31 protein-coding genes and 1 pseudogene are annotated in these 23843 nt (G+C 48.6%); 11 read left to right on the top strand and 21 right to left on the bottom strand.

The window, feature by feature from the left end; translation table 11 throughout:
* Positions 1–281: 281 nt before the first annotated feature.
* From EDM52_RS10505 to EDM52_RS10480, 6 genes are all read right to left on the bottom strand, one after another.
* Positions 282–1640 (bottom strand): IS4 family transposase, encoded by a 1359-nt coding sequence (locus EDM52_RS10505; RefSeq protein ID WP_122908952.1) that lies wholly within the window; start codon positions 1638–1640, stop codon positions 282–284.
* 102 nt (positions 1641–1742) lie between these two features.
* The gene (locus EDM52_RS10500; RefSeq protein ID WP_122908951.1) at positions 1743–2063 is read right to left on the bottom strand and encodes an SDR family NAD(P)-dependent oxidoreductase; all 321 of its coding nucleotides are present in this window, start codon (positions 2061–2063) and stop codon (positions 1743–1745) included.
* Positions 2064–2221: 158 nt separating this feature from the next.
* Positions 2222–2818, bottom strand: coding sequence for a sulfite oxidase-like oxidoreductase (locus EDM52_RS10495; protein WP_122908950.1), 597 nt, complete (start codon positions 2816–2818; stop codon positions 2222–2224).
* 141 nt (positions 2819–2959) lie between these two features.
* Positions 2960–3391, bottom strand: coding sequence for a CoA-binding protein (locus EDM52_RS10490; RefSeq protein ID WP_122908949.1), 432 nt, complete (start codon positions 3389–3391; stop codon positions 2960–2962).
* A 44-nt stretch (positions 3392–3435) separates the two neighbouring features.
* Positions 3436–4935, bottom strand: a complete 1500-nt coding sequence (locus tag EDM52_RS10485; protein ID WP_122908948.1) for a leucyl aminopeptidase — start codon at positions 4933–4935, stop codon at positions 3436–3438.
* Positions 4936–4992: 57 nt separating this feature from the next.
* A complete protein-coding gene (locus EDM52_RS10480; protein WP_122908947.1) occupies positions 4993–5364 on the bottom strand; it encodes a DUF309 domain-containing protein in 372 nt (123 codons plus the stop codon).
* A gap of 221 nt (positions 5365–5585) precedes the next feature.
* Here EDM52_RS10480 and EDM52_RS10475 point away from each other — a divergent pair, with 221 nt between their 5' ends.
* The gene (locus tag EDM52_RS10475) at positions 5586–6065 is read left to right on the top strand and encodes a divergent PAP2 family protein (protein ID WP_245996770.1); all 480 of its coding nucleotides are present in this window, start codon (positions 5586–5588) and stop codon (positions 6063–6065) included.
* Between the two features lie 25 nt (positions 6066–6090).
* Positions 6091–6867 carry a cobalamin-binding protein gene (locus EDM52_RS10470; RefSeq protein ID WP_122908945.1) on the top strand — a complete coding sequence of 259 codons (777 nt, stop codon included), beginning with the start codon at positions 6091–6093 and terminating at the stop codon, positions 6865–6867.
* 129 nt (positions 6868–6996) lie between these two features.
* Here EDM52_RS10470 and EDM52_RS10465 read toward each other — a convergent pair whose 3' ends face one another.
* The 3 genes from EDM52_RS10465 to EDM52_RS24620 form a co-directional block, all read right to left on the bottom strand.
* The gene (locus EDM52_RS10465; RefSeq protein WP_122908944.1) at positions 6997–7617 is read right to left on the bottom strand and encodes a 3D domain-containing protein; all 621 of its coding nucleotides are present in this window, start codon (positions 7615–7617) and stop codon (positions 6997–6999) included.
* Between the two features lie 149 nt (positions 7618–7766).
* A complete protein-coding gene (locus EDM52_RS10460) occupies positions 7767–8027 on the bottom strand; it encodes a YuiB family protein (RefSeq protein ID WP_122908943.1) in 261 nt (86 codons plus the stop codon).
* A gap of 178 nt (positions 8028–8205) precedes the next feature.
* Positions 8206–8349, bottom strand: a complete 144-nt coding sequence (locus EDM52_RS24620) for a YuiA family protein (RefSeq protein ID WP_183184975.1) — start codon at positions 8347–8349, stop codon at positions 8206–8208.
* A 215-nt stretch (positions 8350–8564) separates the two neighbouring features.
* Between EDM52_RS24620 and EDM52_RS10455 the strand changes: the two genes are divergently transcribed.
* On the top strand, positions 8565–8903 hold the full coding sequence (locus EDM52_RS10455; RefSeq protein WP_183184973.1) for a MarR family winged helix-turn-helix transcriptional regulator: 339 nt from the start codon (positions 8565–8567) through the stop codon (positions 8901–8903).
* Between the two features lie 18 nt (positions 8904–8921).
* Here the strand turns inward: EDM52_RS10455 and EDM52_RS10450 are convergent, their stop codons facing one another.
* Genes EDM52_RS10450 through EDM52_RS10440 form a run of 3 tightly spaced genes read right to left on the bottom strand, consistent with a single transcriptional unit; the run spans position 8922 to position 10903 of the window.
* The gene (locus EDM52_RS10450) at positions 8922–9398 is read right to left on the bottom strand and encodes an NUDIX domain-containing protein (RefSeq protein ID WP_122908941.1); all 477 of its coding nucleotides are present in this window, start codon (positions 9396–9398) and stop codon (positions 8922–8924) included.
* Between the two features lie 58 nt (positions 9399–9456).
* Positions 9457–9708, bottom strand: coding sequence for a hypothetical protein (locus EDM52_RS10445; protein ID WP_122908940.1), 252 nt, complete (start codon positions 9706–9708; stop codon positions 9457–9459).
* A 4-nt stretch (positions 9709–9712) separates the two neighbouring features.
* On the bottom strand, positions 9713–10903 hold the full coding sequence (locus EDM52_RS10440) for an NAD(P)/FAD-dependent oxidoreductase (RefSeq protein WP_122908939.1): 1191 nt from the start codon (positions 10901–10903) through the stop codon (positions 9713–9715).
* Between the two features lie 386 nt (positions 10904–11289).
* Between EDM52_RS10440 and EDM52_RS10430 the strand changes: the two genes are divergently transcribed.
* The gene (locus EDM52_RS10430) at positions 11290–12300 is read left to right on the top strand and encodes an NAD(P)/FAD-dependent oxidoreductase (protein WP_122908964.1); all 1011 of its coding nucleotides are present in this window, start codon (positions 11290–11292) and stop codon (positions 12298–12300) included.
* Between the two features lie 214 nt (positions 12301–12514).
* Complete coding sequence (locus tag EDM52_RS10425; RefSeq protein ID WP_057134107.1) at positions 12515–12793, top strand: hypothetical protein; 279 nt, start codon at positions 12515–12517, stop codon at positions 12791–12793.
* A gap of 27 nt (positions 12794–12820) precedes the next feature.
* Here the strand turns inward: EDM52_RS10425 and EDM52_RS10420 are convergent, their stop codons facing one another.
* From EDM52_RS10420 to EDM52_RS10400, 5 genes are all read right to left on the bottom strand, one after another.
* Positions 12821–13369 carry a hypothetical protein gene (locus tag EDM52_RS10420; RefSeq protein ID WP_122908937.1) on the bottom strand — a complete coding sequence of 183 codons (549 nt, stop codon included), beginning with the start codon at positions 13367–13369 and terminating at the stop codon, positions 12821–12823.
* Between the two features lie 165 nt (positions 13370–13534).
* Positions 13535–13894 carry a hypothetical protein gene (locus tag EDM52_RS10415; protein ID WP_122908936.1) on the bottom strand — a complete coding sequence of 120 codons (360 nt, stop codon included), beginning with the start codon at positions 13892–13894 and terminating at the stop codon, positions 13535–13537.
* A gap of 160 nt (positions 13895–14054) precedes the next feature.
* Entirely contained in the window at positions 14055–14441 is a 387-nt protein-coding gene (locus EDM52_RS10410; protein WP_122908935.1) for a cupredoxin domain-containing protein, read from the bottom strand.
* A 125-nt stretch (positions 14442–14566) separates the two neighbouring features.
* The gene (locus EDM52_RS10405) at positions 14567–15391 is read right to left on the bottom strand and encodes a metallophosphoesterase (RefSeq protein ID WP_245996768.1); all 825 of its coding nucleotides are present in this window, start codon (positions 15389–15391) and stop codon (positions 14567–14569) included.
* Positions 15392–15445: 54 nt separating this feature from the next.
* Positions 15446–16948: a DUF4153 domain-containing protein gene (locus tag EDM52_RS10400; RefSeq protein WP_245996765.1), complete on the bottom strand. Its 1503-nt coding sequence runs from the start codon at positions 16946–16948 to the stop codon at positions 15446–15448.
* 139 nt (positions 16949–17087) lie between these two features.
* Here EDM52_RS10400 and EDM52_RS10395 point away from each other — a divergent pair, with 139 nt between their 5' ends.
* Positions 17088–17546 (top strand): DinB family protein, encoded by a 459-nt coding sequence (locus EDM52_RS10395; protein ID WP_122908934.1) that lies wholly within the window; start codon positions 17088–17090, stop codon positions 17544–17546.
* 84 nt (positions 17547–17630) lie between these two features.
* Here EDM52_RS10395 and erpA read toward each other — a convergent pair whose 3' ends face one another.
* Entirely contained in the window at positions 17631–17987 is a 357-nt protein-coding gene (gene erpA, locus EDM52_RS10390) for an iron-sulfur cluster insertion protein ErpA (RefSeq protein WP_122908933.1), read from the bottom strand.
* A 180-nt stretch (positions 17988–18167) separates the two neighbouring features.
* Complete coding sequence (locus EDM52_RS10385; RefSeq protein WP_122908932.1) at positions 18168–18395, bottom strand: aspartyl-phosphate phosphatase Spo0E family protein; 228 nt, start codon at positions 18393–18395, stop codon at positions 18168–18170.
* 255 nt (positions 18396–18650) lie between these two features.
* Here EDM52_RS10385 and mqnE point away from each other — a divergent pair, with 255 nt between their 5' ends.
* Positions 18651–19754 (top strand): aminofutalosine synthase MqnE, encoded by a 1104-nt coding sequence (gene mqnE, locus EDM52_RS10380; RefSeq protein WP_122908931.1) that lies wholly within the window; start codon positions 18651–18653, stop codon positions 19752–19754.
* A 101-nt stretch (positions 19755–19855) separates the two neighbouring features.
* On the opposite strand, the gene EDM52_RS10375 is transcribed toward mqnE, so the two are convergent.
* Positions 19856–20116 (bottom strand): DUF1450 domain-containing protein, encoded by a 261-nt coding sequence (locus EDM52_RS10375; RefSeq protein ID WP_122908930.1) that lies wholly within the window; start codon positions 20114–20116, stop codon positions 19856–19858.
* Positions 20117–20290: 174 nt separating this feature from the next.
* Here EDM52_RS10375 and EDM52_RS10370 point away from each other — a divergent pair, with 174 nt between their 5' ends.
* Positions 20291–21358, top strand: coding sequence for an NAD(P)/FAD-dependent oxidoreductase (locus EDM52_RS10370; protein WP_122908929.1), 1068 nt, complete (start codon positions 20291–20293; stop codon positions 21356–21358).
* Positions 21359–21462: 104 nt separating this feature from the next.
* The gene (locus EDM52_RS10365) at positions 21463–21786 is read left to right on the top strand and encodes an NUDIX domain-containing protein (protein WP_276330106.1); all 324 of its coding nucleotides are present in this window, start codon (positions 21463–21465) and stop codon (positions 21784–21786) included.
* Positions 21787–21793: 7 nt separating this feature from the next.
* Here the strand turns inward: EDM52_RS10365 and EDM52_RS10360 are convergent.
* Positions 21794–22375 (bottom strand): annotated as a pseudogene (locus EDM52_RS10360) (beta-eliminating lyase-related protein); the annotation flags it as partial.
* A 231-nt stretch (positions 22376–22606) separates the two neighbouring features.
* Between EDM52_RS10360 and EDM52_RS10355 the strand changes: the two are divergent.
* Both EDM52_RS10355 and EDM52_RS10350 read left to right on the top strand, forming a co-directional pair.
* Positions 22607–22864, top strand: a complete 258-nt coding sequence (locus EDM52_RS10355) for a hypothetical protein (RefSeq protein WP_122908926.1) — start codon at positions 22607–22609, stop codon at positions 22862–22864.
* A 77-nt stretch (positions 22865–22941) separates the two neighbouring features.
* Positions 22942–23799 carry an AraC family transcriptional regulator gene (locus EDM52_RS10350; protein ID WP_183184971.1) on the top strand — a complete coding sequence of 286 codons (858 nt, stop codon included), beginning with the start codon at positions 22942–22944 and terminating at the stop codon, positions 23797–23799.
* Positions 23800–23843: the final 44 nt, after the last annotated feature.

The raw sequence follows: 23843 nt of genomic DNA, 5'->3' as shown, positions 1-23843 counted from the left end.
TTTCACGTACTTGTCCTGATCCGTTTCGTCTATCCGTTATTGAAATTTCACAATATTAATGGGTGAAATGTATTTACCAAATGAAGAAAATAGGGTATTCTTGTCCATGGCTATGTCCTTTATGTTGGATTTGGACAGGAACTACCTGACCTTTCCAGTGTAAAGGATTTTTTTATGCTCGTGAACGCTTGAATACAGAAGATTATGGTGATTTTTAATGATGTGAAAAGATTTATGCAACGCTAGTGAAGAATTATATATTAATTTAATTATTTGGTAACTCAACTTTCGCAGCTCAAATTAGGTAGGTAACCCTTGATATAGCTGGGTAAACCCATGATCCATTGTTGGAGTTGCGTTTTAATCAGTTTTGTGATCTTCTTGTTTGCCTTTTGAGCAATGTCCTCGATGAGATCAATGAGTTGCTTTAAAGCAACTGCCCAATCCAGTTGACTCACTTCATCGCAGAGCAGATGGAATAACCCGCCCAGTGTGCGTTGATCGGTGCTTTGCCTATGCTGCCATGCCAGCAGAATGTAACGAGAGAAGACAATCGTTGTATGACTGATCAGCAGATCATATGATCTGCCCTGGGACTCTTTTTGTAACCGCAATAGTGATTTGGCACACTTAAAGAAAACCTCAATATCCCAGCGGATACTGTAGATTTTGATAACCTCTTCTTCCGTCAACGAGCAATCCGTACACAATATAGCGAGCCACTGCTTTTTATTCGAGCGGTGGCGCACAAACACCATGATGACAGGGATACCCGGAGACAATTCTGTGTGAATGGAACGCAGAATACCTTTCTTTTTTCTTCGTACAGGTGTTGCCGTATGATAAAGTTCCTGTAACGATAGGCGACGCTGACCGACAAGGTAGCGTTTATTGTCTGCCTTCACCATTCCGATTACGTCCAAATCTCGCGCACGAACCGATTGAATTAAGGGAGCGTGCGTAAACCAACTGTCCATAAGCACGTAAGAGGCACTCATGCCTGATTGGATAGCTCGGTCGATCATGGCAGGAATAACTTCCGGGGCAGGCAACAGCGCTTCTAAGCGAGGCTTATAGCCCGATGTTCGCTTGTCGATTCCCTCCATCATTCCGTTGATTTGAGATTTTAGAGAAGCGAGTAAAGAAAAATCAACGGGAATAAACGTGTGACCGTCAGACCATCCCAGCGTGAGCATGCGAAAGCCTTTGTAATAGCAACCTGTCGCATGGTCTTTGAATCGAGACAGCATCTCGACAGCCTTGCTGCGGTTACGTTCAAACATGGAATCGTCGACTACAAAAACCGATACACGGTGCATGGATGTGAGGGTTTGCACCTTATCGATGGTGGAGCAACTAAGCAGTGTTAAAAAGCGACGCCACGCATAACCGCTATGGTTGAGAAAACGGTATACCGTATCCTTGCCGGGGAACATCTCACCTTTCTTGCTCTCCAACAAGCGAAACCAGTTCTTGTGATGAAACAAGAGGACAAACACAAGTTGGAACAGATACGAGCAGGTAAAGCCAAAATTCTTTTTAAAACCTGCGGTTTTCAAGTGATGCAGCACTTTCAGTTCTTTCCAAGCCATTTTGATTTCGGCAGGGAGTTGATTGTTTTGTTGAGTTTGCTCTATCATAGAAAGGACACCTCTCCTGTATGGTAGTGATTCCTCGACACTTTCACTTTACCAAACGGAGTGGTGTTTTTCTATTTTTCAAGGAGTACTCTAAAATTGGTTTTAGACTTGTTGTACCAAGGGAATACGCTCATTTTCGCTCTGCGAAAGTTGAGTTACCAATATATGAACGGCTCCGTAAATGGAAACTACTTTTTGGACCATTGCCTCGACTTGCTCTTTGTTCGTGACATCTGCTTGGATAGCTATACAGTCACCACCGTGCCCTCGAATGGCTTGAACAGTTTCTGTCGCACCCTTTTCGTTTGAATTGTAATTGATAACAACCTTCGCCCCTCTTGAAGCCAATAGTTCCGCTGTCGCACGACCAATTCCAGAACTTGCTCCCGTAATAAGCACTACTTTTCCGTTCAACTCCTGCAAAGTTTCTCCTCCAACCTATTCATTTATTTCAATATTTTGATAGTACAGCAAATACAAATCAGTGTGTCAAAATCATCCTCTCATAACGAAACAGCAGGAGAAAATAATTTCTCCTGCTGCGCACTCTGCCCAAAATTATTATGTTGCTCGGTTAAGGACTAATCCCATGCAAACCTCTGCTCTTTCCACGGATCACCGTACATATTGTACCCATTCTTCTCCCAGAAGCCCTGCTTGTCTTTCTCCATAAACTCAATCCCGCGCACCCACTTGGCGCTCTTCCAGAAATACAGATGCGGAACGACAAAACGAAGCGGCCAGCCGTGTTCCGGGGTTAGCTCCTCGCCATTGTGCTTGTTCGCAAAGAGATTGCCAGGAGTGAGAAAATCCTTGAGTGGCAGATTGGCTGTCCAGCCGTGCTCCGCATGCAGCATGACGTATTTGGCTTCTGGCTTGATCCGGACCAGCTTGGTCACTTCTTCTACCGGAACTCCTTCCCACTCGTTATCCAGCTTGCTCCAGCCTGTCACGCAGTGGATGTCGTTGGTCGTATTGCCCTTTGGCAAAGCCATGACCTGCTCATAGGAAAGCGTTACCTCTTCCTCCACAAGTCCAAAAATGCGCAGGTTCCACTGGGTTGCCAGATCGGTATACTCGGGTACCTCACCGTAATGAAGAACAGGAAATCCTGTCGTTTGCTTCTGATTGGGAGGAATCCGATCCTGTTTCGTCTCCGCTGACGGGTTGAAAAACATGTTGCCCACTCCTTCCACGATGTTTTCGTATGCTTCTTTTCTTATCACATCAAGCCCTGCTCCGCAAGAGATGTTTCTCCGCGAAATGCGCTGGCTGCATGTGTGACAAAACCCCCGCGAGGAAGCGAGGGTTTTGCTTTCTTATTTTCCGATTCGCAGCAGTGCATGATCGACCTTGATGCACAAATCGCTGACGACCTCGATTCCAGCTTCTCTGACTTGCTTAGCCGCTTCGTCATTGGAAATCCCTTGCTGCATCCAGAACACTTTCGGCTTGTTCTTCATGTTCAAGGTTTCCTGCGCTACTGGCGGGATGTCCTCGCTTTTGCGAAACACGTTGACGATATCTACTGGCGAATCGATTTCAGCGAGTGTAGCTACTGCCTTTTCTCCCAGAACCGTCTCACCCGCAATCACTGGATTGACCGGAATGATGGTGTAGCCCGCGTTTTGCATGGCGGCTGCTACCATATAGCTCGTGCGGTCCGGTTTATTGGAGAGACCCACGACTGCGATTGTTTTCGCATCCTCAAGCAGTTGGCGACGTGTTTCATTACTTGGATTTTGTACCATGAACTCCACTCTCCTCTATATGATTAATGGTTTGAATGAATTTGTCAGGCTTTCGCTCGATTGGTCACGAACTGTGTGATGGTCCTAGTCATGACACCTGTACCACCGGCTGGCTGCATATCGCCCTGATTGACGTTGTAGGCTGTACCCGCGATATCCAGATGCACCCACGGCGTATCCTCGGCGAATTCCTGCAAAAAGACCCCACCGACGATGGCATGACCGTTGCGTCCACCCGAATTCTTCAGGTCGGCATAATGACTCTTGTTCAATTCCCGGTATTCTTCAAAAGTAGGCAGCTGCCACAAACGCTCACCCGCTACCTCTGCAGCATCCAGCAGCTCGTTCACCAGCTCCTGGTTATTGGTCATGGCACCGGAGCAGTAGTTCCCCAATGCAACGACAATTCCACCCGTCAAGGTAGCGGCATCTATCAGGCAGGATACTCCCTGCTCCTTGGCGTAGGTGATGCAATCTGCCAGAACCAGACGGCCTTCTGCATCTGTGGTGATGATCTCCACGGTTTTTCCGCTCATCGTGGTGATGACATCTCCTGGTCGGAACGCCGAACCCGATGGCATATTCTCGACCGTACCGATGACTGCAAGCACATTCACTTTTGGCTTGAGCTGACCCAGCGCTTCCAATGCGCCGATCATCGCTGCTGCCCCGCCCATGTCCGACTTCATATTTTCCATACCTGCGACCGGCTTGATGGAGATGCCGCCTGTATCAAACGTAACCCCTTTTCCGATCAAGCCGATCACATCATCCCAGGTTTCCCGTCCCTGGTAGCGAATGGCGATTACGTAAGGCTCCTCCACACTTCCCTGTGCGACGGAGAGGACGCCCCCCATGCCCAGCTCCTCCAGCTTTGCTTTTTCCAGCACGTCAACCTGCATGCCATGGCGTGTAGCCACTTCCACCGCCGCATCCTTCAAAACGCGAGGTGGCAAGTAATTACCCGGCTCATTCACGAGAGTACGGGCGAGATTCGTGCCCTGAACCAAGGCCCATCCGCGCCCAACGCCTGCGCTGATCACTTCGTTGGCATCTTCTGAAGCCAGGATGCGCACGTTGTCGACTGAATCCGTCTCACGCTTCGCTTTTTTGCGGTATCCCTCGTAATGATAGTCAGCCAGCCCGAATGCTTCTGTCGCCGCCTGCGCTACCCGATCCGCGTCCAGTCTGTCTGTCGTCGGCAGATCGATGGCTACCGTTTTGCTGCTTCCCTTGGAAAGGACGGTTTTCGCCGCTTTTCCCCACGCATTGCGAGCAGCGACAAAATCGAATTTCTCCGGTTCGCCCATGCCGATGACGATCAGCTTTTTCGCAGCTATTCTGCCCATTCCGTGGATCACCGCAACAGCTTTGGCATCGCCACTTATTTCCTTGTTCTCTTGAAGCGCTTCCAAACCGCCGTCAAAAGCCTGATTCAGCTCCGGGTAAACCTGCGCTAAAGACTCGCCTTTCCATAGAGGAACAATCAGTTCGTCACATTCGGTGCTCACGAGCTGCATCCGTTTTTCCACGATTACTTTCATATACTCTTCCCTCTTTCCCTAAGTTAGGATACAATTATCATCGCATTTGTTTTTTCACTAGCTAGTGTCTAATCGCAAACGATAAGTAGGATACGAGATGGCCTTTGCTTGGGCATAAGGAATGACTTCGACATCAGGAAGTGTAGCCTCACAGGTTTGTATGTATGTGATCACGTCATGGACATCAAGGCCCCAATGATTGGGACTATAGCGCAACAGATACTTGCGCGCGTTGCCGAGCATCCAGCGAGCACCTTTAATATTGCCGTACTCCAGATGGTATAGGCCGACAGACAGCTGCAAAAGTCCTTGCAGGAACTTGTCTGATTTATCCTCCATCCAGATTTCCTCCAGCAGGTCGTGGCACTCGTAATACTCGCCCGCATTGAACTTATCGATGAACTGAAGATATTGCTCGGGAAAATGCATCCCATGCACCCCTTCCGTTTCCCCTGTTCACTTTCATCGTATCACAGATTGTCATTCGCTGACATCCAGTAAAAAGGGCATCAACACTTTTGACGAATGCGTGAGCGATCATACGCACTCTCTAAAAAAGATCAAGCTTTTTCTTATAAAGTTAACGGATGATCCATACGCCCATCTGTTACAATAAACCTAGAAGCGTACATAGAAAGGAATGGAATTCTGTGGCAAATGACTTTCTCGATAACTTTCCCTTGTGGGCTGCGCTGCTTGCCATAGGAATTGCCCAATTCATCAAAATCCCGTTGCATTTTCTCACCACCAAAACGTGGATGTGGTCCTTGATGTTTAGTACGGGCGGCATGCCCAGCTCCCACTCCTCTGCCGTCACTGCTCTCTCCACTGCAGTAGGATTGCGCGAAGGCTTTGGCAGCAATATGTTTGCCATCTCCGCCATCTTGGGAGTCATCGTCATGTTTGACGCTGCTGGGGTACGTCGTCATGCCGGGATGCAAGCTGCCGTGCTCAATAAGCTGGTTGATGAGTTCAATCACCTTTTGGAAAACATGAAAGTGTTCAGAGCACGCCCTGCACAGGAAAAGGCAAAAAAATTAAAGGAACTGCTCGGACATCAGCCCATTGAAGTTCTGATTGGCGGTACGCTGGGCGTTGTAGTCGCACTGCTCGTCCATCCGCTTTTCTAGGAAATGCCCTGAAGGAGGAAGGTTCATGCGTATTGTATCCATCTGTCCGAGCAATACGGAAATCCTTTACTATTTGGGACTTGGCCAGCAGGTAGTCGGGCTCGATAATCATTCTGACTGGCCTGCTGAATGGCAGCATCTGCCGCGAGTCGGTCCTGACCTGACGATTGATATGGACCGGGTGGCTGCACTGCAGCCCGATCTCGTGGTCGCCTCGCTCAGCGTTCCGGGAATGGAAGCCAATATCGATGCGTTGCGCGCTCGCAGCATTCCGCACATCGTCCTGAACCCCTCTCGTATCGGGGAAATACCGGATGATATCCGGCTTGTCGGAGAAGCGACAGGAACACAGCAAAAAGCAGAGGAACTTGCGGCTCAATTTGACGAAAAAATGGAAACCATCCGGCAAAAAACCTCCTCCTATGAACAGAAACCAGCTCTGTACTGGGAATGGTGGCCCAACCCGATCTATTCGCCTGGCAGAGAAAACTGGCTGACGGATGTCAGTGAATGCGCGGGCGCCACAAACATTTTCGCTGATTATCCGGTCGCCAATGTAAAGGCGACACGTGAAATGGTGATGGAGCGAAACCCGGATCATATCTGTGTAGTCTGGTGCGGAATCGAGCTGAAAAGAATCAAGCCAAGCATGATTACAGAACGACCTGAATGGCAGAATATGAAGGCCATCCGTCTAGGCCAGGTCCATCTCTTGGAGGAAGGGCTCTACTGTCGTCCATCTCCTCGCATTCTCGATGGATTGGAGCAGCTGGTCTCTCTCCTTCACCCCAGCGAACATTAGATAATCCGCCTACGCCAAGCTTTTGGCGAGCCTTGATACCCAAAGGGTACGCGTGCACCTATACTTTCCAACAGTACAAAAAAACGTCCAAGGCCGATTGTCATTTGCCCTGAACGTTTTTTCCTTTTCTTACTGGACGGGGTCTGCCATAGCGGCTACTCCTCTTTGATTCAGAGAATTGAGGAAGGCTTCTGTGACCTTGCCCTCTCCCTTCTTTACCACGTAGACATCTACGGACTTTTTCCCCCACAATTTATACACATCTTGTTTCGTCTCGAAATAGAGATCAATCTTGTTTCCGCGAATGGCCCCTCCTTTATCGGCTACAACTCCGTACCCATAACCAGGAATGTACAGAATCGTCCCCAGTGGGAAGACACGCAGGTCAGCAGCGATCGTCGAATAATCATCTCTTCGCACTTTGACACCCGAATAGGTAATGCCGTAGGACGGGTGCGATGGGTCCTTGCCGGTAGATTCTACTCCGGCGTAATAGCCTGTAGCAACAACACGCACTTTTGGATATTGATCCAGCATGCTTTCCGTTTTATCTATCACCTGTGTGAGTGAGCTGGCGGATACATTCCGCTTTTTGACGACTCGCTGACCTTCCTTGACTTCCTTGATTCCAAACGCGGAGTTGGCTCTCAGACCATCTCCTACTGCGTTATAGCCGTACCCGTCGCTGGCAAAGCCACTCAAGAACATGACGCTCAGCATAAGGATACTTACTATCCGCTTTCCATTCATTTCTGATAACCTCCTCTCGGTTCTAGTCATGTCCCGAGGAGGAGGAAAATATACACAAATTTTGTTCCATTACAGAAATATTCGGTTTTTTTGTGATCTTTCCATTTGCATGAAAGTAAAAACAAGCCTTTTTCAAGGCCTGTCCGCTGTTAAAACATCCGATATCCTTTTTTGCGAAGCGTTTGAATCGTCCAGCCGCTGGCAATCGTACCGATCATTCCGCAGCCCAGAATAATAGCATCCCAAATGCCTGGAACAATGCCCTGGAAAATCAGAGTGCCTACCAATATTCCAATCGCGATGACAACAGGAAACCAGGTTGTACGTAAAATCATGTTAAAAATAAATCCGATCCCAAAGCCAAGAACGGAGAAGAGGACAATGGAAACGATAAATTGCAGCACACTCATGGACCTATAGACCTCCTGCCTATCTTTGCACCGAAAGACGAACCTATTGAAAAAAGATGGCTTGTTTTCGTATCTCAGTGTATCGAAATCAGTGGAACAGGTCAATACCACCAAGCGCGCAGCAAAAAGCCGAATCGCGAAATGCGATCGGCCTGTCAATTCCATTTGATCTCTTTCGTTACTTGCTTCCAGAGGTTACCGTCTCTTTTAGGGAATATTCCCCTGTGCCTTCACACCCCGGACAGCTCTCCGTTCCTCCCAGCAGCAGTTGAAAGTACCCTTCTCCCTTGCAGTATGGGCATTGTTCTTGATTCGTTCTCATGCTGATCTCCCCTTTCCAATTCATGCGCTGGCAAATATTGCATGTATTTTCTGATTATTTAGATGAATTCAATAATAACATTTGTTTTTTTCTTTTTTCAAACAGCTTCATCCCTAAAACAGCAAAAGTACCGCGGATGTAAGCGATATCATCTTTCTCTATCTACGTCATTCTCTGAATTTCTTGATTTTTTATTCAACCAATCAGCCGGTAAAGTGTCCACAGAGCAATGGATCATCCTCAATGAGCTATGGCGAAAGGATGGCTTGTCCCAGCTGGAGCTGGCTACAGCAACCATGCGTGACCAGCCAAGTACATCCCGTATTATCAATACGCTTACGAAGCGAGGTTTGGTCTATCGGGCCCAGGATTCCCTGGATAAACGAAAAAATCTCATCTTCCTGACTGACAAAGGAAAGGAGCTGCAAGAAGCCTTGATCGGGGTCGTCAAACAGACGATCGCCGAATCCGTGAAAGGCATTGCTCCGAAAGATCTGGACACTTGCATGGAGGTTTTACGTCTCATCAGAGCCAACACCCGTTCGAATCGATAATTCTCTCCCCTAGTCCTGTCATTTGAAGATCTTGTACGAGGTATAGGAAAACACAGGATCGATGTCGTGGCTTTGCCCGCTCAGCCCGCTCTCCCGTTCCTTGTATTTGGGCAGGATGATCTTCAGGTAAGTCGAAGAAAGCGGATGCGTCAACAGCTCTTCGATGGGCATAAACCGCGTCTCCAGAATCTCTCCTTCTTGTGGACGCGGTTCGCCGCTGACGTAATCCATCCAGAAGACCACCATGTTGTCGCTGATGCTTTCACGAATCACACCGGAGCGGATCGCAGCAACGTGACGAATGATCGCCTCGATGCCTGTCTCCTCCAAGACCTCTCGAACGGCAGCCACATCTACTGTCTCACCCTCCTGGACAAACCCCGCTGGAAACGACCACTGCCCCTTCAAACCGCTGTACGCCTTTTTCACAACCAGTGCTTCTTCACCGCGAATCACAATTCCGCATGCACCAAGCCATACCTTGCCTGCTCTCATCTATTTCGCACTCCTTCTCGATGCAAAACCCCCGAACTAAGGTCGGGGGCACATGTGTCTATTCGTCGTCTTCATCCAACAGTCCATTGTCGATCATATAGCGGAGGTTTTCTCTGTCCCGCTCACGCCCTTTTTCCTTCAACCGCTCTATCGCGGGCAAGATCAAAATGTCCACTTCGCGTTGCACATGCCAAGCCAGGTCGTGTCTGTGCTGCTCTTCCAGAAACCCGCCTACTTCCATTAAGGCATTGTAGCGATCAAGCTCTTCTCTGGTCATCAATCCTCTGACCTGTACACTCGCATGACGCATGGCTCTACAGCTTGACTTTCTTCATCGCGAGGCCAACGCCGCCGATTTTGTACAAGTAGCGCAGATCACTCGCTTTTTTCATCATCGCTGCCGTGCTGCCAAACAGCTTTTTCGAGCCTACCTGACCGATCCCTTCGCCTTTGCCCAAGGAAGCCAAGGTTCCTTGCAAATGAGGGGTAAACTTATGCGGCAGCTCGCCGCGCAGCATAGCGACCAGGTTGTCACCCAGGGTTTCGCCTTCCTGTACAGCGATCTGTGCCGTTGGCGGGTAAGGACGGCCTTCTTCATTGAAAATCAGGGCGCAGTCTCCGACGACGAACACATTTTCATGACCTGGCGCACGCAAGAATTCGTCTACCTTGACGCGTCCACGCATGACTTCAAAGCCTGCTTTTTCCACGATGCTGTTGCCGCGAACACCTGCCGCCCAGACGACGGTCTTGGATTTGATCTCTTCACCGGTCGCCAGCAGGACACCATCCGGCGTGCATTGCTTAATTGGTGTGCCGATTTTGAATTCGATTCCTTTGCGCTCCAAAACTTCCATCGCATAGCTGATCAGCTCTGGATCAAAGCCAGGCAAAGCTGTCGGAGCCGCCTCGATGCAATACACCTTCACGAGCGAAGGATCGACGTCGAATTCCTCGCACAGCTCAGGGATGCGATCGCCCAGCTCGCCGCAAAACTCGATTCCGGTAAAGCCTGCTCCCCCAACGACAAAAGTGATGTAGTCGGTGCGCTCCGGCTCGTTTTTATACTTGGAGAACATGTACTCGATGTGCTCGCGAATGTGGCGCACAGCGTTGATGCTGCGGATGCTGAAAGCGTGCTCCTTCAAGCCTTCGATGCCAAATGTTTCAGGCTCGCTGCCCAGTCCGATGACCAGATAGTCGTAGGAAAGGACTTCTCCGCCTTCCAAAGTGACAGTCTGCTCTTCTGATTGGATGGATTGAACCGTCCCTTTGACAAAATTGACCTTGTTTGTGTTGATGATGCCTTCCAGATTGACACGTGCATGATCTGCCGAAGAAGTGCCCGCTGCCGGCTCATGCAGCCAGGTTGTGATGTAGTGGTAGTTATGCTTGTTTACCAAAGTAACTTCTGCTTCGTTGTAATTCAGCTTCTTCTGCAGTTGCAGAGTGGTTAATAATCCTCCGTAGCCTGCACCTAGGATGAGGATTTTGGGTGTGCTCATGGTATCCCTTCCATTCGTTTGTTTGGTATTTGGTGGAAGTTTGTGCGAAATTTCACTTGATTAGTTAGTAGTAAGATGCCCATCATGATTACATACGTATGAACGGAATAATTGCCCTGTCACTTTGAACGTCCTACCTGTGAAAAAATGCACAAACTTGATCGAAGCAAAATGTGACAATTTTTTTACAGTCACTCCCATCATATCGGCAGTGATTCGCTTTTGCAAGGCTTTTTTGTATGATCTGAATATTTCGGGCTCTGCCAAAAGCTTGCCAGCATGCATTCTCTTTTCCAGAAAACCTTCATCGTTGGCGCTTTTTTTCAATTGGAAGTACAGGTATAATGAGGAAGGAGTTTGTTCAGAATATTTCGGAGGTGCTGAGATTGAATTTTCTGCAAAAGGACGAGCAAGTCTATGACATCACGATCATTGGCGGCGGACCTGCCGGCTTGTTTACTGCTTTTTACGGCGGAATGCGACAAGCTAGTGTAAAAATTATCGAAAGCATGCCTCAGCTTGGCGGGCAGCTTTCTGCTTTGTATCCGGAGAAATACATATACGATGTAGCCGGATTTCCTAAGGTTTTGGCCCAGGATCTGATCAATAATCTGAAAGACCAGATTTCCCAATTCCAGCAGAGCGTATGTCTTGAGGAAAAAGTGGAAAACGTGGTGAAAAATGATCAGGATGTGTTTGAGATTACGACCGACAAAGGCATCCACTACTCTAAAACGGTGATTATTACCGCAGGTGTAGGCGCATTTGAGCCGCGCAGACTGGAGCATCCAGACGCCGTCAACTACGAAAAATCCAATCTGCACTACTTTGTCACCGATCTGAACTCCTTCAAAGGTAAGCGCGTAGCCGTCATTGGTGGTGGCGACTCTGCCTTGGATTGGTCTCTGATGCTGGAGCCTATCGCCAAGGAAGTGACGCTGATTCACCGCCGGGACAAATTCCGCGCTCACGAGCACAGCGTAGAAATGCTGATGTCTTCCAAAGTGAACGTAACAACTCCTTATGAAATCTCTGCTTTGCACGGAGAAAACGATATTGAACGCATCACCCTGGAACACTGCACAACCAAAGAGCTGAAGGATCTCGAAGTAGATGCTGTCATCGTCAACTTTGGTTTCATCTCCTCCCTCGGCCCCATCAAAAATTGGGGACTGGAACTGGAAAAAGGCTCGATCGTGGTCAATTCCCGCATGGAGTCGAATATTCCAGGCATCTACGCAGCAGGAGACATCGCGACATATCCAGGTAAAGTAAAGCTGATTGCAGTCGGCTTCGGTGAAGCTCCTACTGCCGTCAATAACGCCATTGCCTACATCAACCCCAACGCAAAATTACAGCCTGGGCACTCTTCCAGCATGGATAATTTCAAATCGTAATTGTACACGTAGAATTAGATTTCTCTACATTCTGACTAGACGAACTCCACTAAAGCCCTGCTGCCACTCGCCTAGAGTAGCGCAGGCTTTTTTTCATTGAAAACGTCCCCTCTCATCGGGGGATCGAAACCAAATAAACGGTCCGTTCATCCTGCATATCCCCTCCCGCCATCGCACACAGTAAAAGAAAAGAAAGCACGGGGAGGTTTACACCATGAGTCATCTGTGTCCAGTTTGCAATGGCTTTGATACGTTGCAGGAGGAGTGTCCCCGCTGCCAGCAGCCGTTGATCGATGGTGGGCGCCTGTATGACTATTACGGCGACTACAGTCCGTACCGGGAGATTGACGATTCCAAGCTGGACAACGGATATGCAGATTTTATCCACCACCAATGCCTGCATGCCTGCTGGTGTCCCGGGTGCAGTGCGGAACAAACCGTCATCGTGCAGGAGTGGAATGCGTTTGAACAGCAAAAGAAACAGGACGTATGAGCTTGTACGTCCTGTCGGTGTCCAACCTTATTTTTTGGTCTCTGCCAGCTTCTTGGCCATCCGTTCATTCTTGGCTTTCAATTGCTCCAATAGCTTTGGCAGCACTTCCTTGATTTTCGCCGCATCCTCGGTCTCGATTGCCGTATCGAACTCTTCATGCACCTTTCTGAACTTCTCCATCTTCGCACGTCGATTTGTATCCTCGCCTTGCTTCTCCTTGCGATCAGCGGACTCCGGCGCTTTTCCTTTTTCCTCTACTTTTTCTTCCTGACCAGATGTTTCTCGTGCGGCTTTCAGCTCGGTGATCAGCTTTTCACGCTCTTTCAGTACAGTTTGCCATTCCGCTACCTGGGACGGTGTGTACTTTTCTGCCAGGAGCGTCATGTACATTTTCTGGTGGGCGCTCATACGCATGCGGAATTTATGGTGACCGTGATGGTTATTTTCCTGCTCGGGAACCGATGTGTATGTACCTGCTTTCGGCTGTACCTGATGATCAGCTGCCTGAGCGCCGAAAGGCATCACCATCCCCATCAACAGCACAGTTGCTACTATTCCTTGTTTCCAATGCTTCATTCTTTTCACTCCTTGTACTTTTGTTTGGTTCTAAAAATAGGTCACAGGAAAGCAATGCGAAGAAAACCTCGCTGGGGCCCCGCTCAAATTAGAAGAGCATGTTTTAGAGGGGGGCTTGCTTGAGGCATCGGACTGATTACGCTTGAGAGCTTATTACCGATACGATTAGAAAGGCTTTAACTCTTCTCGATCCAATCCAAACAGCTTCACGATTCCCATCTCCTCCAGATCGTTTCTGGTTTTTGGGGTCCCGTTCTGATAAATGATCTGGTAAATCGCGCGCAGGTTGTCATCGTATTCATCGTTGTCCCGGTCTGGCATATCGGACCAAAGTGTGTGGCCATGCATCCACATCATGAAATCTCCATGAATACAGTTGTTGAACAAATCACGCAACACCCCTACTTCTACTTCAGTCGCCTCGATTTCATAGTCGTACGTAGAAGAACCTTTGACGTTGCGGATCTCGGCAACCGTCGTCCCGGACTGCAATGTGACGTAATAGTGTTGTTTCTCCAGGTCCATCCATCTCCTTTTTTCCTGCTTCCATGTTCGACCTGTTCGCTTCCTGCAAACCTGCTTTCTTACCTTGCACCAATTCAAGGTAAAATATGTATAAAAATTAAAAAGCACCCTGCCCGATGACGGACAAAGTGCTTGGTAACAAGGTTATCGGATTGTAGCCTTACTTCACGACCAGTGTGGCAACCATCTTGCCGTGGTCAGGACCGCAAGTGATGTTACAGAAGATTTTATATTCTCCTGGCTGATCTACTTTCAGTGTTTTGCTGCCGTCCTTTTGCAAATCTACATCGAGGCCTTCAATTCCGATTCCGTGGAAACCCTCTGTGGACTTGAAGTTGATGGTGAATTCTTCGCCAGCTTTTACTTCAAATGTATCCTGATTAAATTTCCAGTTGCTTGCTTCGATGTTTACCTGTGTTCCAGAAGAAGCCGCAGCGGGAGCCTCGTTGCCACTGGCAGCCTGGTCTTTTGTTTCTCCACCACATGCTGTCATTAACATCGCGGATACGGCTACTGCCGACACCAGCAAACCCCACTTCATTTTCATAAGAGACCCTTCTTTCTTAAAATCTTATTCTAATCTTTACAATTCCATTGTACTGAACAGTTGATGTCCAATATATGGGAAGCTGTGAACGAATCATGACAAACTGGCAAAGGTTTGGTGAACTTCTATCTTTTCTCATCCTTATTGATGCGATAGATGGTGACTTCCGGAAAACAATGCATGCGCACCGGTATTTTCGTCGTTCCGAGACCTCGGCTAATCGCAAAGATCCCGACCTGCTGATCCGCTTTGGCACCGATGTGAAAATGCTTGTAAGCACCTGCCGTTTTGCCCAGGATCCGGATTTGTCCGCCGTGTGTATGACCCGTCAACAGCAAATCAGCAGTCAGTTCGTGTCTTTTTATAGAGGAAATGATGTTTGGCGAATGCGCGAGAAACAGGGTGAAGGCCTTCTCTTTTCCCTTTCCGTCATGTTCGCCCGTATAGCGCTCATTTCCGTACTCCGAGTTGTCAAAGCCGTACACCTCGAGCTTCCCCGTATGATAGGAAAGGCTGGCACCACTGTTTTCAAGTACGATCATGCTTTGCTGCCAGACTTGCTTCATCCTGTTATACGTGTCTTTCGGGTACTTTCTTTTTCGAAAGCCTCGCAGCTCTTCCCGCTCGTAATTGCCTGGCACAAAAAAGATCCCGTCTTTCGCCCGTATCCTGGCTATTTCTTTCATGACCCCCTCCAGCTGCTCTGGATGCTGCGCCAAATCCCCCGTCACACATACCAGATCGGGCTGCCAATCGTTGATGAGACGGTGCAAGGAACCGTTGAGAAAACGGGTACGGCCGTGAAGATCCGAGATATGGACAATGGTCAAGGCCGGGAGTCGGGCATGGTTCATGTCCACAACCGTCGTTTGCACGAACAAAGTGTGAATGAGCAGCCAAGCAATAACGCTGATTCCTGCAATGATCGTTGCGATGAGACCAATCTCCACGCCCTTCCCCCCTTCCCTGATCCGTTGCCTGATGAATCCTTCGAAAAAAGCTGGCTATTTTCCTGCTGACTGGCTCACCCATTTTTTTGCCTGATAGGTGGAAAAATTAAAGGACTGCCATTGGTCATTCGCTGGGAGCTTTGCAATTCGCCTCTCCAGCTTGGAAACCACCTCGCTCCCAACCCTCTCATCCTCTGCTAGCGAAAGTATGATCGGAACTGCGTCATACGACAGCTCTGTCAGATAATCGATGTCGAGTATCTTTGAGTCGTGATAACGGGCAATGTTGTTTTTGGCAATGATGGCATCCATGTTGACATAGTTCAAGAGAACGTAGGAAGCCAGTCCAACAATCGCAAAGGATTGGATCAAGGAAAATCTGTCGTGCCAGATCTTGACCAGCGAGATGACCAGCAAGACGGCCAGGAAGATCATAAACGCATGGCCCAGCAGGCGCGAATAGGTATACCCGTAGTACGCTTCATACAAGGAAAGGCGGAAATACGCAGAGAACAGCATGAATCCGGTACCAACGGTCAACAGGCTGAGCAGACCTTGAATCAACCGATACAGCAAGCGCTTTGCACGGGAGGCAAAATGCATGGTCATCAAAAGAATGGCGAAGTTGATCAGAGTGACCATCACCAGCTCGTTGAACCCGTTTTTTGCATACTCCGCGTATGTCATCCCCGCAGGTAGAAGCATTTTGTTTCCCGTGAACAAATAGGAGATCTGTATCACCGTAAACGCGATGTACACGATATTGATCATCGTCAGGACTGTCACCATGATAACCCCATCCCAGACGATCTTCTGCTCTTCGCGGGTAGGATCCGGGATCTCGACATGCTCCTCACGCTCTTCCATCAGCGCATGGAAATAGGCGAACAGCCCCAATGCCACCAGCGCAATTAAAAAGAGTCGCCATAACGTCTCAAATGAAGTCCAGGACAGCAGTACCCGAGGAATTTCACTCAGATAGAAACCAAACACCCCGTCTGCTTGTGACAGAAGCGACAGCACAACGAGCAAGATAGGAAGTGAAATTCCGATTCCCGTGGCGACCTTCAATCCGACACCGTACTTTTTTTGATCGACTCTGCTTTTGAGCCACTCCTTCATTCCTGAAAAAGGTGTCCTCACATGCCGCAGGGTATGAATGAACACGATCCCGAGCAGCTCGCCCAAAAAGTCCAGTGTGTACCATTTTTTGCGATTGCTTTCCGTCAGCAGAATCGTCTGGACGATGAACAAGAACGGAATCAGCAGACAATTGATGAAGTGAAACAGCGTGTTGGAAAATAAGGGAAAGGTCGTGGAAAGCAGAAGAATCGGCAGCGATAACCCCCAGGCGAAGTGATGGCGACGCCGGAGAACCAGCATGCTCTTCTGTTTCGCCTGCCAAAAAAACAAGGCATAGACGCTGAAGACAAACAACATATAGGAGATTCCAATATCCTTGCCGAAGAACAGAAAATCTGCCCAGATCCCGATCACAAGTGAGGCTATGCCGAGACGCAGCATCCCTTTTTGCGCGGTTGTTTCTTCCATCATCATTCGTCGCACTCCTCTAATGGATATTCGCTGGTAAATACGAGGAGGACAGCGTGTACGATACAGCCAGGTTCCAAAATCCCCCAGACAGTCCTTCGCCAATCGCTTACACTAGTAGAAAGATGATGAGGGAGTGATTCCTTTGAAGGTTCTTTTTCGCTACAACTGGGAGGTACGGAGGGAGTGGTTTGAAAGATGCAAACAGCTCTCGCACGAGGAATTACTGAGAGATCGCATCGGTGGGGCAGGCAGCATTCTTTATACCCTCTATCACATTGCGGACGTGGAGTATAGCTGGATTCGCGGCATTCAGGGGAAGCCGGACGTGCAGGTGCCTTTTGAAAAAGTGAAGACTCTCCAGCTCATCCGGGAGTTGTCTGATACCTGGCTAGAGGAGGTCGCCCCCTTTGTCGAAGGCTGGTCGAGCGAGCTGGACCGCGAAATGGTTCACATCTCCTGGAATGAGCAGCCCTATGCACAAGGCGATATTCTGCGCCACCTGATCGCTCACGAAATCCATCATATCGGACAGCTATCCATCTGGAGCCGGGAGCTTGGGCTTGCGCCAGTGTCGGCCAGTTTGGTGGACAGAAAGCTGTAGATGAAAAAGAAGACCTCTTTGACGGCAATTGAATCTCGCCAGTCAAAAAGGTCCTCTTTTCTCTATTCCATGTTCATGCTCGGATTAATCGCACTTCTCTTCCTTGCCCTTGGCCAGCGCCGTCTTGAACGACGACCCACAGCCACAAGAAGCGATCGCATTCGGGTTGTTGACGGCAAACCCACCGCCCATCATGGACTCCTTGTAGTCGATTTCGGTACCTTTAATGTATAGATAGCTGTCCTGATCGACAACGATTTTAATTCCGTCCTGCATGAAGGTCTCGTCGCCTTCCTTCATCTCTTTATCCCAGCCAATCCCGTAGGAGAAGCCACTGCAACCGCCTGGTCGGACACCCACTCGCAAAAACACGTTTGGATCATTTTCTGCAGCCAGCATTTCCTTTACCTTCAGGCTGGCTTGCTCTGTCAATGTAATCATGCTTGTTTCCCTCCTTTGCCAGGTCACTTGGAGCACCTGCTTCCTTATACTCAGTATACAAAAGAAGCATCCTCTCCCACAAGGTTCCCCTACACTTACGGAGCCCATTCTCTCCCCCAGAGGGCAGGACTTCGATTTCTGGGCAGGGAGACAAAAGAAAAAAAGAGAGGCTCTCCCTCTCTATGCAAAATGCGCTTGGTTTTCCCTTAGAAAAAAGCGATACTGTTTCTTATTGGTATTGTCTACTGCCTGAGACAGAGAATGATCGATATGGTTTAATTCGTTGTGTAGTTTGTCAATTTGTATGCTGTATTCTAGGACTTTTGGATGATCCAGTCCAAACTCCAGCCCGAAGTTAACCATTCGCTGTCGAAGGAGTTCGATATTTTCGAGTAAAATGTCCCGCATTTTGGAGCTCCTCCTAAAAGTAGATCGAACTAACATACCTATATCTTACAAGAATAGCCTAGATATAGCAAACAAATTTTACCACCATTCTCCTATCTTTGGTTGCTTTTTGCCGAGAATTGTTAGAATTTTACAGTCGACACTTGGAGAACTTATGATATTGTTCGTGCATGGTAAGAAGTTTATAATATAGATGCCCTTGTGTCCGATTTTCAAGCCGATTTTTTTATGACTAGTAGAAAGGAAGTGATTGGAATGGCACTCGGTACTATTGCCATCCAAGACAAATCGCTTACCGGTGTAGCAGAAAAAGTTCTCCACGGCGAACGCTTGACCCTTGAGGATGGCGTTGCACTGTTTCATTCCAACGACCTGCTCACCATTGGTCAGCTAGCCAATTTCGTGAACCAGAAGAAAAATGGTGACAATGTTTACTTTTTGCAAAACCTTTACATTAATCCGACGAACGTCTGTGAAGCGCATTGCAAGTTTTGCGGATTCCGTCGAGATCAAGGTGAAGATGGCGCCTATACCATGAATATGGAAGAGCTGCTGCACTATGTAGAAACGCGCTTCCATCCAGGTATCCGCGAGTTCCATATCGTAGGTGGCCACAACCAGCACATGCCATTCGACTACTACCTGGATACCCTGCGCACGCTGAAAAAAGCATATCCAGATGTGACGATCAAATCGTACACAGGTGCAGAGATCGAATTCTTCTCGCGCATCTCCGGCCTCTCCATTCGCGAAGTGCTGCAAGAGCTGATGAAAGCAGGTCTGCAAAGTCTGACTGGTGGCGGTGCGGAGATCTTGACCGAACGCTATCGCATGAAGATGAGCCCGGAAAAAGCGAGCACGGACATGTATCTGCAGGTACACCGTACTGCGCATGAGCTTGGTTTGAAAACCCATACTACCATGCTCTACGGTTCGATCGAGACATTGGAGGAGCGCGTGATCCACATGCTGCGCCTGCGTGAGCTGCAAGACGACACCAACGGCTTCATGGTATTCATTCCGCTCGCTGTACAGCCGATCAAAGCAACAGCTGGAATCAAACGCCGCAACTCCGCGATTGATGACCTGAAAACGATGGCGATCAGCCGCCTGATGCTGGACAATTTCCAGCACATCAAGGCTTACTTCATCAACATCGGTACCCAACTGACTCAGCTCTCTCTGACGATGGGAATCTCCGATGCTCACGGTACATTGATCGAGGAGCGCATTAGCCATGCTGCAGGAGCTTTGACTCAACAAGCGCTGACTGTCGATGAGCTGGTATGGCTGATCAAAGGTGCAGGCAAACGCGCCCTGGAACGCGATACCTTCTACAACGTAATCAAAGAGCACTAATTCAAAGAAAAAAGCTGATTCCATCTCTTGGGAAAGATATATGGAATCAGCTTTTTCTTTTTTTGCCATAGTAAGAGGAAGCAAGATCAGCTGGTTTACGTCTACAACGGCAAATCGCCGTAGATGTCTTCCTCATCCTGCAATTCTTTCTTGATTTTATCCAACAACGCCTCTGCACTCGGCGCTTGTACCAGTTTCCCGTTGACCAGAGCGAACGGCTCCATATAGCACTCTCCGCAATAGCCTAAACAGCCGTATTCGAGTACGTCCACATCCAGCTCAGGATCGTTTTCCAGCGCATCCACCACGGCTTGCGTGTAAGAAGCGACGTTGCTCGCGCAAAATTCTACCAAGGGCTTCACCGTTTGTCACCTGCCAATTGCCAAGACATATTCATGACCTTTATTGTACCTCGTCTTCGGTAAAAATCCAGCGGAGATTACGGGAAAAAGATTCTGCTTGCAATTTTGGTGAAAGAGAACTAAAAATAGAATGGGTGCTGTAAAAAACGGACAGAAGAAAGGACTAGACCTTCTATGAAACGACTTGTGATCCTTGGCGGAGGATACGGGGGTCTTCGTATTATTGAGCGAGTCCTGTCCCCGGAATTGCCGGACGATGTAGTGATCACACTAGTAGACCGGATGCCGTTTCACGGTTTGAAGACAGAGTATTATGCTCTGGCTGCAGGGACACAGCCAGAATCCCATCTGCGCGTCGCCTTTCCCAATGATCCACGCCTGACTGTGAAATACGGCGAGGTATCAGCAGTTGACATGGATGAGCAACTGATCAGTTTTGCCAACGGGGACAGTCTCTCCTACGACTGGCTGGTGATCGGTTTGGGCTGTGAGGACCGATACCACGATATCCCCGGAGCTCAGGAATTTACCTGCTCCATTCAATCCATGCGTTCCACTCGTAACACATACACAGCAATCAACGGTCTGAACCCGTATGGTACCGTTTCTGTAATTGGTGGCGGTCTGAGCGGTGTGGAATTGGCAGCCGAGCTGCGCGAGAGCCGTCCTGACCTGAATATACGGATTATAGACCGAGGACAAAGCATTTTGAGTCCATTCCCGAAAAAGCTGCAAGAGTATGCATCTCAATGGTTTATTGAACATGATGTACAGCTCGTTTCGATGGCTAGCGTAACGCGTATCGAGCCTGGTGTGGTCTACAACCACAATGAGCCGGTAGAGAGCGATGTCATCGTCTGGACAGCAGGAATTCAGGCCAACTCGATACTGCGAAATCTTCCTATTGAAAAAGACAACATTGGACGTGCCAAGCTGAACTCGTACCATCAAATTCCTTCCCACCCCAACGTCTATGTCGTAGGGGATTGCGCCAGCACAGAAATTGCTCCAAGTGCGCAAACCGCAGAGCTTCAGGGTGATCAAATCGCCATGATTCTGAAGCTGGATATCAAGGGAGAAATGTTCCCTACTGCCTTGCCACCACTCAAGCACAAGGGCTTCCTTGGTTCGCTGGGGAAAAAAGAAGGCTTTGCCAGCATGGGAAAAGTCTCTTTGGTCGGTCAAATGGCACGCGTAATCAAAAGCGGACAGCTGTGGATGTACAAAAAGCATATGGGATAGCTGAAAAACCTATTTGGCCCACTAGCCGGATAGGTTTTCTTTTTTGTGAAGAAATGTGCGCTCGTAACGTTTGATCGTCCGAAACGTAGTGTCTTCCCGGTGGCTTGATGGAAATTGGGGAAACCTTTCTGGAAACTCTACTCCGTGAAGTTCAGGAAGAATCAGGCCTCGTCCTGGAAAATCCGACCCTCTTCGGAATTTACTCTGGTCCTCGCGGTTACAAGAAATATCCCAACAAGGACAAGGTCTACAGCGTGCAAGTGATCTTTCATACGACATCTTATCACGGTGAGCTGAAGCAAGAAGGACCAGAGAGCTATGAACACGGATTCTTTGAACGTGACTGCCTCCCCCACCCTCTCAATGAAAATCAAGAGCCCTTTATCCGGGATTGGGCACGAGGTATCGAAACACCTGTTGTCCGATGAGCGTCCACTAGGCCTGGAGCGCTTTTATTCTCTCATTCAGCAATTGAAACGCTCTCTTCAAATCTTCCTTGGGTACCTGATCATAGCGATCTCCAATGCTCACCTCATAGTAACAACCCGTCTCTTTGTCATCTCTCAGATAATGAGTCAGAGCAACATCCGTCTCCTCGTAGATCGTGACCAATAGCGGCTCCAGCTTCTCTTTTGGCACTCCGACATGGACATGAAACATGTTGGAGACTGGAATCGCGGGTCGAGTGACAATCGCGTGGCATTCATTATACAATTGGGCAAGCTCGATTGCGTTTTCGTAGTATTTTGGAAAACGATGCTTCCTTTGCTCGAAGTTGTGGTCAGCGCTGACAATATACGGGTACAGACTGATCAAATCTCCGCCGTGACGTCTTTTCCACACCTTGGATTCGGTAGTAAAAGCTTCGTCTCCTGCGAGGATAGCTCCCGCGATACCGCCAATTCCTTTGTAGAAGGACAGGTAAACACTGTCGAACAAAGCGCAAACCTCGGCTGCCGTCTTTTGATAATAAGGGAGAACCTCCAAGAGTCGTGCGCCATCCAGGTGGATTTTGATTTCCTCGTTCGGTGACCGGTCAATGGGTATTTCGCTCGATCATAGGCCTGTTGCAAATGCGTCATTGGACTCATCGGGTACAACTCCTTTTCTGTTTCAAAGGGTAAAGCTCTACTCTCTCCTCTGACTATACACCTACTTTCCTTAGGGAACAGCATAATCACATGTTTTTTTACTGAAGATTTCAACAGGTCGTATTAGATTACCCCATTTAGTAAGGAGTGAGGAAGCATGGAACCCATTGACAAGCGAAATCGTTTAGACGACGAGCCCTTTAGCTACCGCATTGCCAAAAACAATACGATTTTCCTCGACTATCTAGGCAAGCAGGTAAAAATGCTGAAAGGAAACGATGCTGAGAAGTTTCTCCAAAAAATCAACGCAGCACAGGATAGCAAGGAGGTACAGCTCATCCTGGCGAAAATTACTGGAAACTTCAAAAGAGGCAATGAACGCTTGGCCTCTTCTAAGAATAAGAGATTTCCCTAGCATTATCCGGCAAAAAATGCACGGCGACCATCGGAGCTATCCGTTATCGTTGATTTGTGGAAAGGATGACAGTGAAAATGAATGGGGTCACGAGAATGAATGATGTGATTGACTACATCGAAGAGCATCTCACGGAGGAAATCAACTATTCGCAAGTAGCCAAAATCGCTTGCTGCTCCATCTACCACTTCCAGCGCATGTTCTCTTCGATTACGGAGGTTTCGCTGGCAGAGTACATCAGACGGCGCCGCCTAACTCTCGCTGCCTATGAGCTCCAGAATAGTCCGATCAAAGTGGTCGATCTCGCTCTCAAGTACGGCTACGACTCACCCGAAGCATTCACCCGTGCCTTTCACAGCATGCATGGAGCCACTCCGACAGCAGCGCGTGCACGAGGGACGAAGCTGAAAGACTATCCACGCATGTCTTTTCAAATCAGTATTAAAGGAGCTGTGGAAATGAACTATCGCGTAGAAAAACTGGACGCTTTTCAGATCGTCGGAGTCAGCGAAAAGGTCAACATGAAAGAGGCTTTTCAGGTGTTGCCACAGCGTTGGGAGCTCGCGAGCAAGCAGGGGATTTTTGAAGCACTCTGGAACATTCGCCGGGAGAACCATCCGATCAGAGGGATTTTGGGTGTCTGTGCCGATGGCGACTTTGGCAGGAATGAGGAGTTCGATTACATCTTATCCATCGTCTCTGAAAAAAATCCTCCAGAAGGCATGGTCAAGCTCGACTTTCCAGAAGCAGCATGGGTGGTCTTCGATGTTCCTGGCGCTCCGGACGCCATGCAATCTGCTTGGCAACGCTTCTATGCGGATTGGCTGCCAGCCTCTGCATTCGAGCTCGCCTACCTGCCAGCCATCGAATGTTACCTGCCGCCTGAAGAACAGCGCAATGAGCTTTGGATTCCTGTTGTAAACAAAGACAAGTAGAAACAAGTAAATTTTTGCTGGTTCTTGATTCATGTAATCCCAAA

Source organism: Brevibacillus invocatus, assembly GCF_003710915.1.
Taxonomy (GTDB): Bacteria; Bacillota; Bacilli; order Brevibacillales; family Brevibacillaceae; genus Brevibacillus; species Brevibacillus invocatus.
The sequence above is the reverse complement of the archived record's forward strand: the minus strand, read 5'-3'. Positions and strand labels throughout refer to the sequence as shown.

Coding starts and splice junctions, on each gene's coding strand:
- EDM52_RS10505 (WP_122908952.1), bottom strand. CDS start 1,640: ATGATAGAGCAAACTCAACAAAACAATCAACTCCCTGCCGAAATCAAA.
- EDM52_RS10495 (WP_122908950.1), bottom strand. CDS start 2,818: ATGTTTTTCAACCCGTCAGCGGAGACGAAACAGGATCGGATTCCTCCC.
- EDM52_RS10490 (WP_122908949.1), bottom strand. CDS start 3,391: ATGGTACAAAATCCAAGTAATGAAACACGTCGCCAACTGCTTGAGGAT.
- EDM52_RS10485 (WP_122908948.1), bottom strand. CDS start 4,935: ATGAAAGTAATCGTGGAAAAACGGATGCAGCTCGTGAGCACCGAATGT.
- EDM52_RS10480 (WP_122908947.1), bottom strand. CDS start 5,364: ATGCATTTTCCCGAGCAATATCTTCAGTTCATCGATAAGTTCAATGCG.
- EDM52_RS10470 (WP_122908945.1), top strand. CDS start 6,091: ATGCGTATTGTATCCATCTGTCCGAGCAATACGGAAATCCTTTACTAT.
- EDM52_RS10465 (WP_122908944.1), bottom strand. CDS start 7,617: ATGAATGGAAAGCGGATAGTAAGTATCCTTATGCTGAGCGTCATGTTC.
- EDM52_RS10460 (WP_122908943.1), bottom strand. CDS start 8,027: ATGAGTGTGCTGCAATTTATCGTTTCCATTGTCCTCTTCTCCGTTCTT.
- EDM52_RS24620 (WP_183184975.1), bottom strand. CDS start 8,349: ATGAGAACGAATCAAGAACAATGCCCATACTGCAAGGGAGAAGGGTAC.
- EDM52_RS10450 (WP_122908941.1), bottom strand. CDS start 9,398: ATGAGAGCAGGCAAGGTATGGCTTGGTGCATGCGGAATTGTGATTCGC.
- EDM52_RS10445 (WP_122908940.1), bottom strand. CDS start 9,708: ATGCGTCATGCGAGTGTACAGGTCAGAGGATTGATGACCAGAGAAGAG.
- EDM52_RS10440 (WP_122908939.1), bottom strand. CDS start 10,903: ATGAGCACACCCAAAATCCTCATCCTAGGTGCAGGCTACGGAGGATTA.
- EDM52_RS10425 (WP_057134107.1), top strand. CDS start 12,515: ATGAGTCATCTGTGTCCAGTTTGCAATGGCTTTGATACGTTGCAGGAG.
- EDM52_RS10420 (WP_122908937.1), bottom strand. CDS start 13,369: ATGAAGCATTGGAAACAAGGAATAGTAGCAACTGTGCTGTTGATGGGG.
- EDM52_RS10415 (WP_122908936.1), bottom strand. CDS start 13,894: ATGGACCTGGAGAAACAACACTATTACGTCACATTGCAGTCCGGGACG.
- EDM52_RS10410 (WP_122908935.1), bottom strand. CDS start 14,441: ATGAAAATGAAGTGGGGTTTGCTGGTGTCGGCAGTAGCCGTATCCGCG.
- EDM52_RS10400 (WP_245996765.1), bottom strand. CDS start 16,948: ATGATGATGGAAGAAACAACCGCGCAAAAAGGGATGCTGCGTCTCGGC.
- erpA (WP_122908933.1), bottom strand. CDS start 17,987: ATGATTACATTGACAGAGCAAGCCAGCCTGAAGGTAAAGGAAATGCTG.
- EDM52_RS10385 (WP_122908932.1), bottom strand. CDS start 18,395: ATGCGGGACATTTTACTCGAAAATATCGAACTCCTTCGACAGCGAATG.
- mqnE (WP_122908931.1), top strand. CDS start 18,651: ATGGCACTCGGTACTATTGCCATCCAAGACAAATCGCTTACCGGTGTA.
- EDM52_RS10370 (WP_122908929.1), top strand. CDS start 20,291: ATGAAACGACTTGTGATCCTTGGCGGAGGATACGGGGGTCTTCGTATT.
- EDM52_RS10355 (WP_122908926.1), top strand. CDS start 22,607: ATGGAACCCATTGACAAGCGAAATCGTTTAGACGACGAGCCCTTTAGC.
- EDM52_RS10350 (WP_183184971.1), top strand. CDS start 22,942: ATGAATGGGGTCACGAGAATGAATGATGTGATTGACTACATCGAAGAG.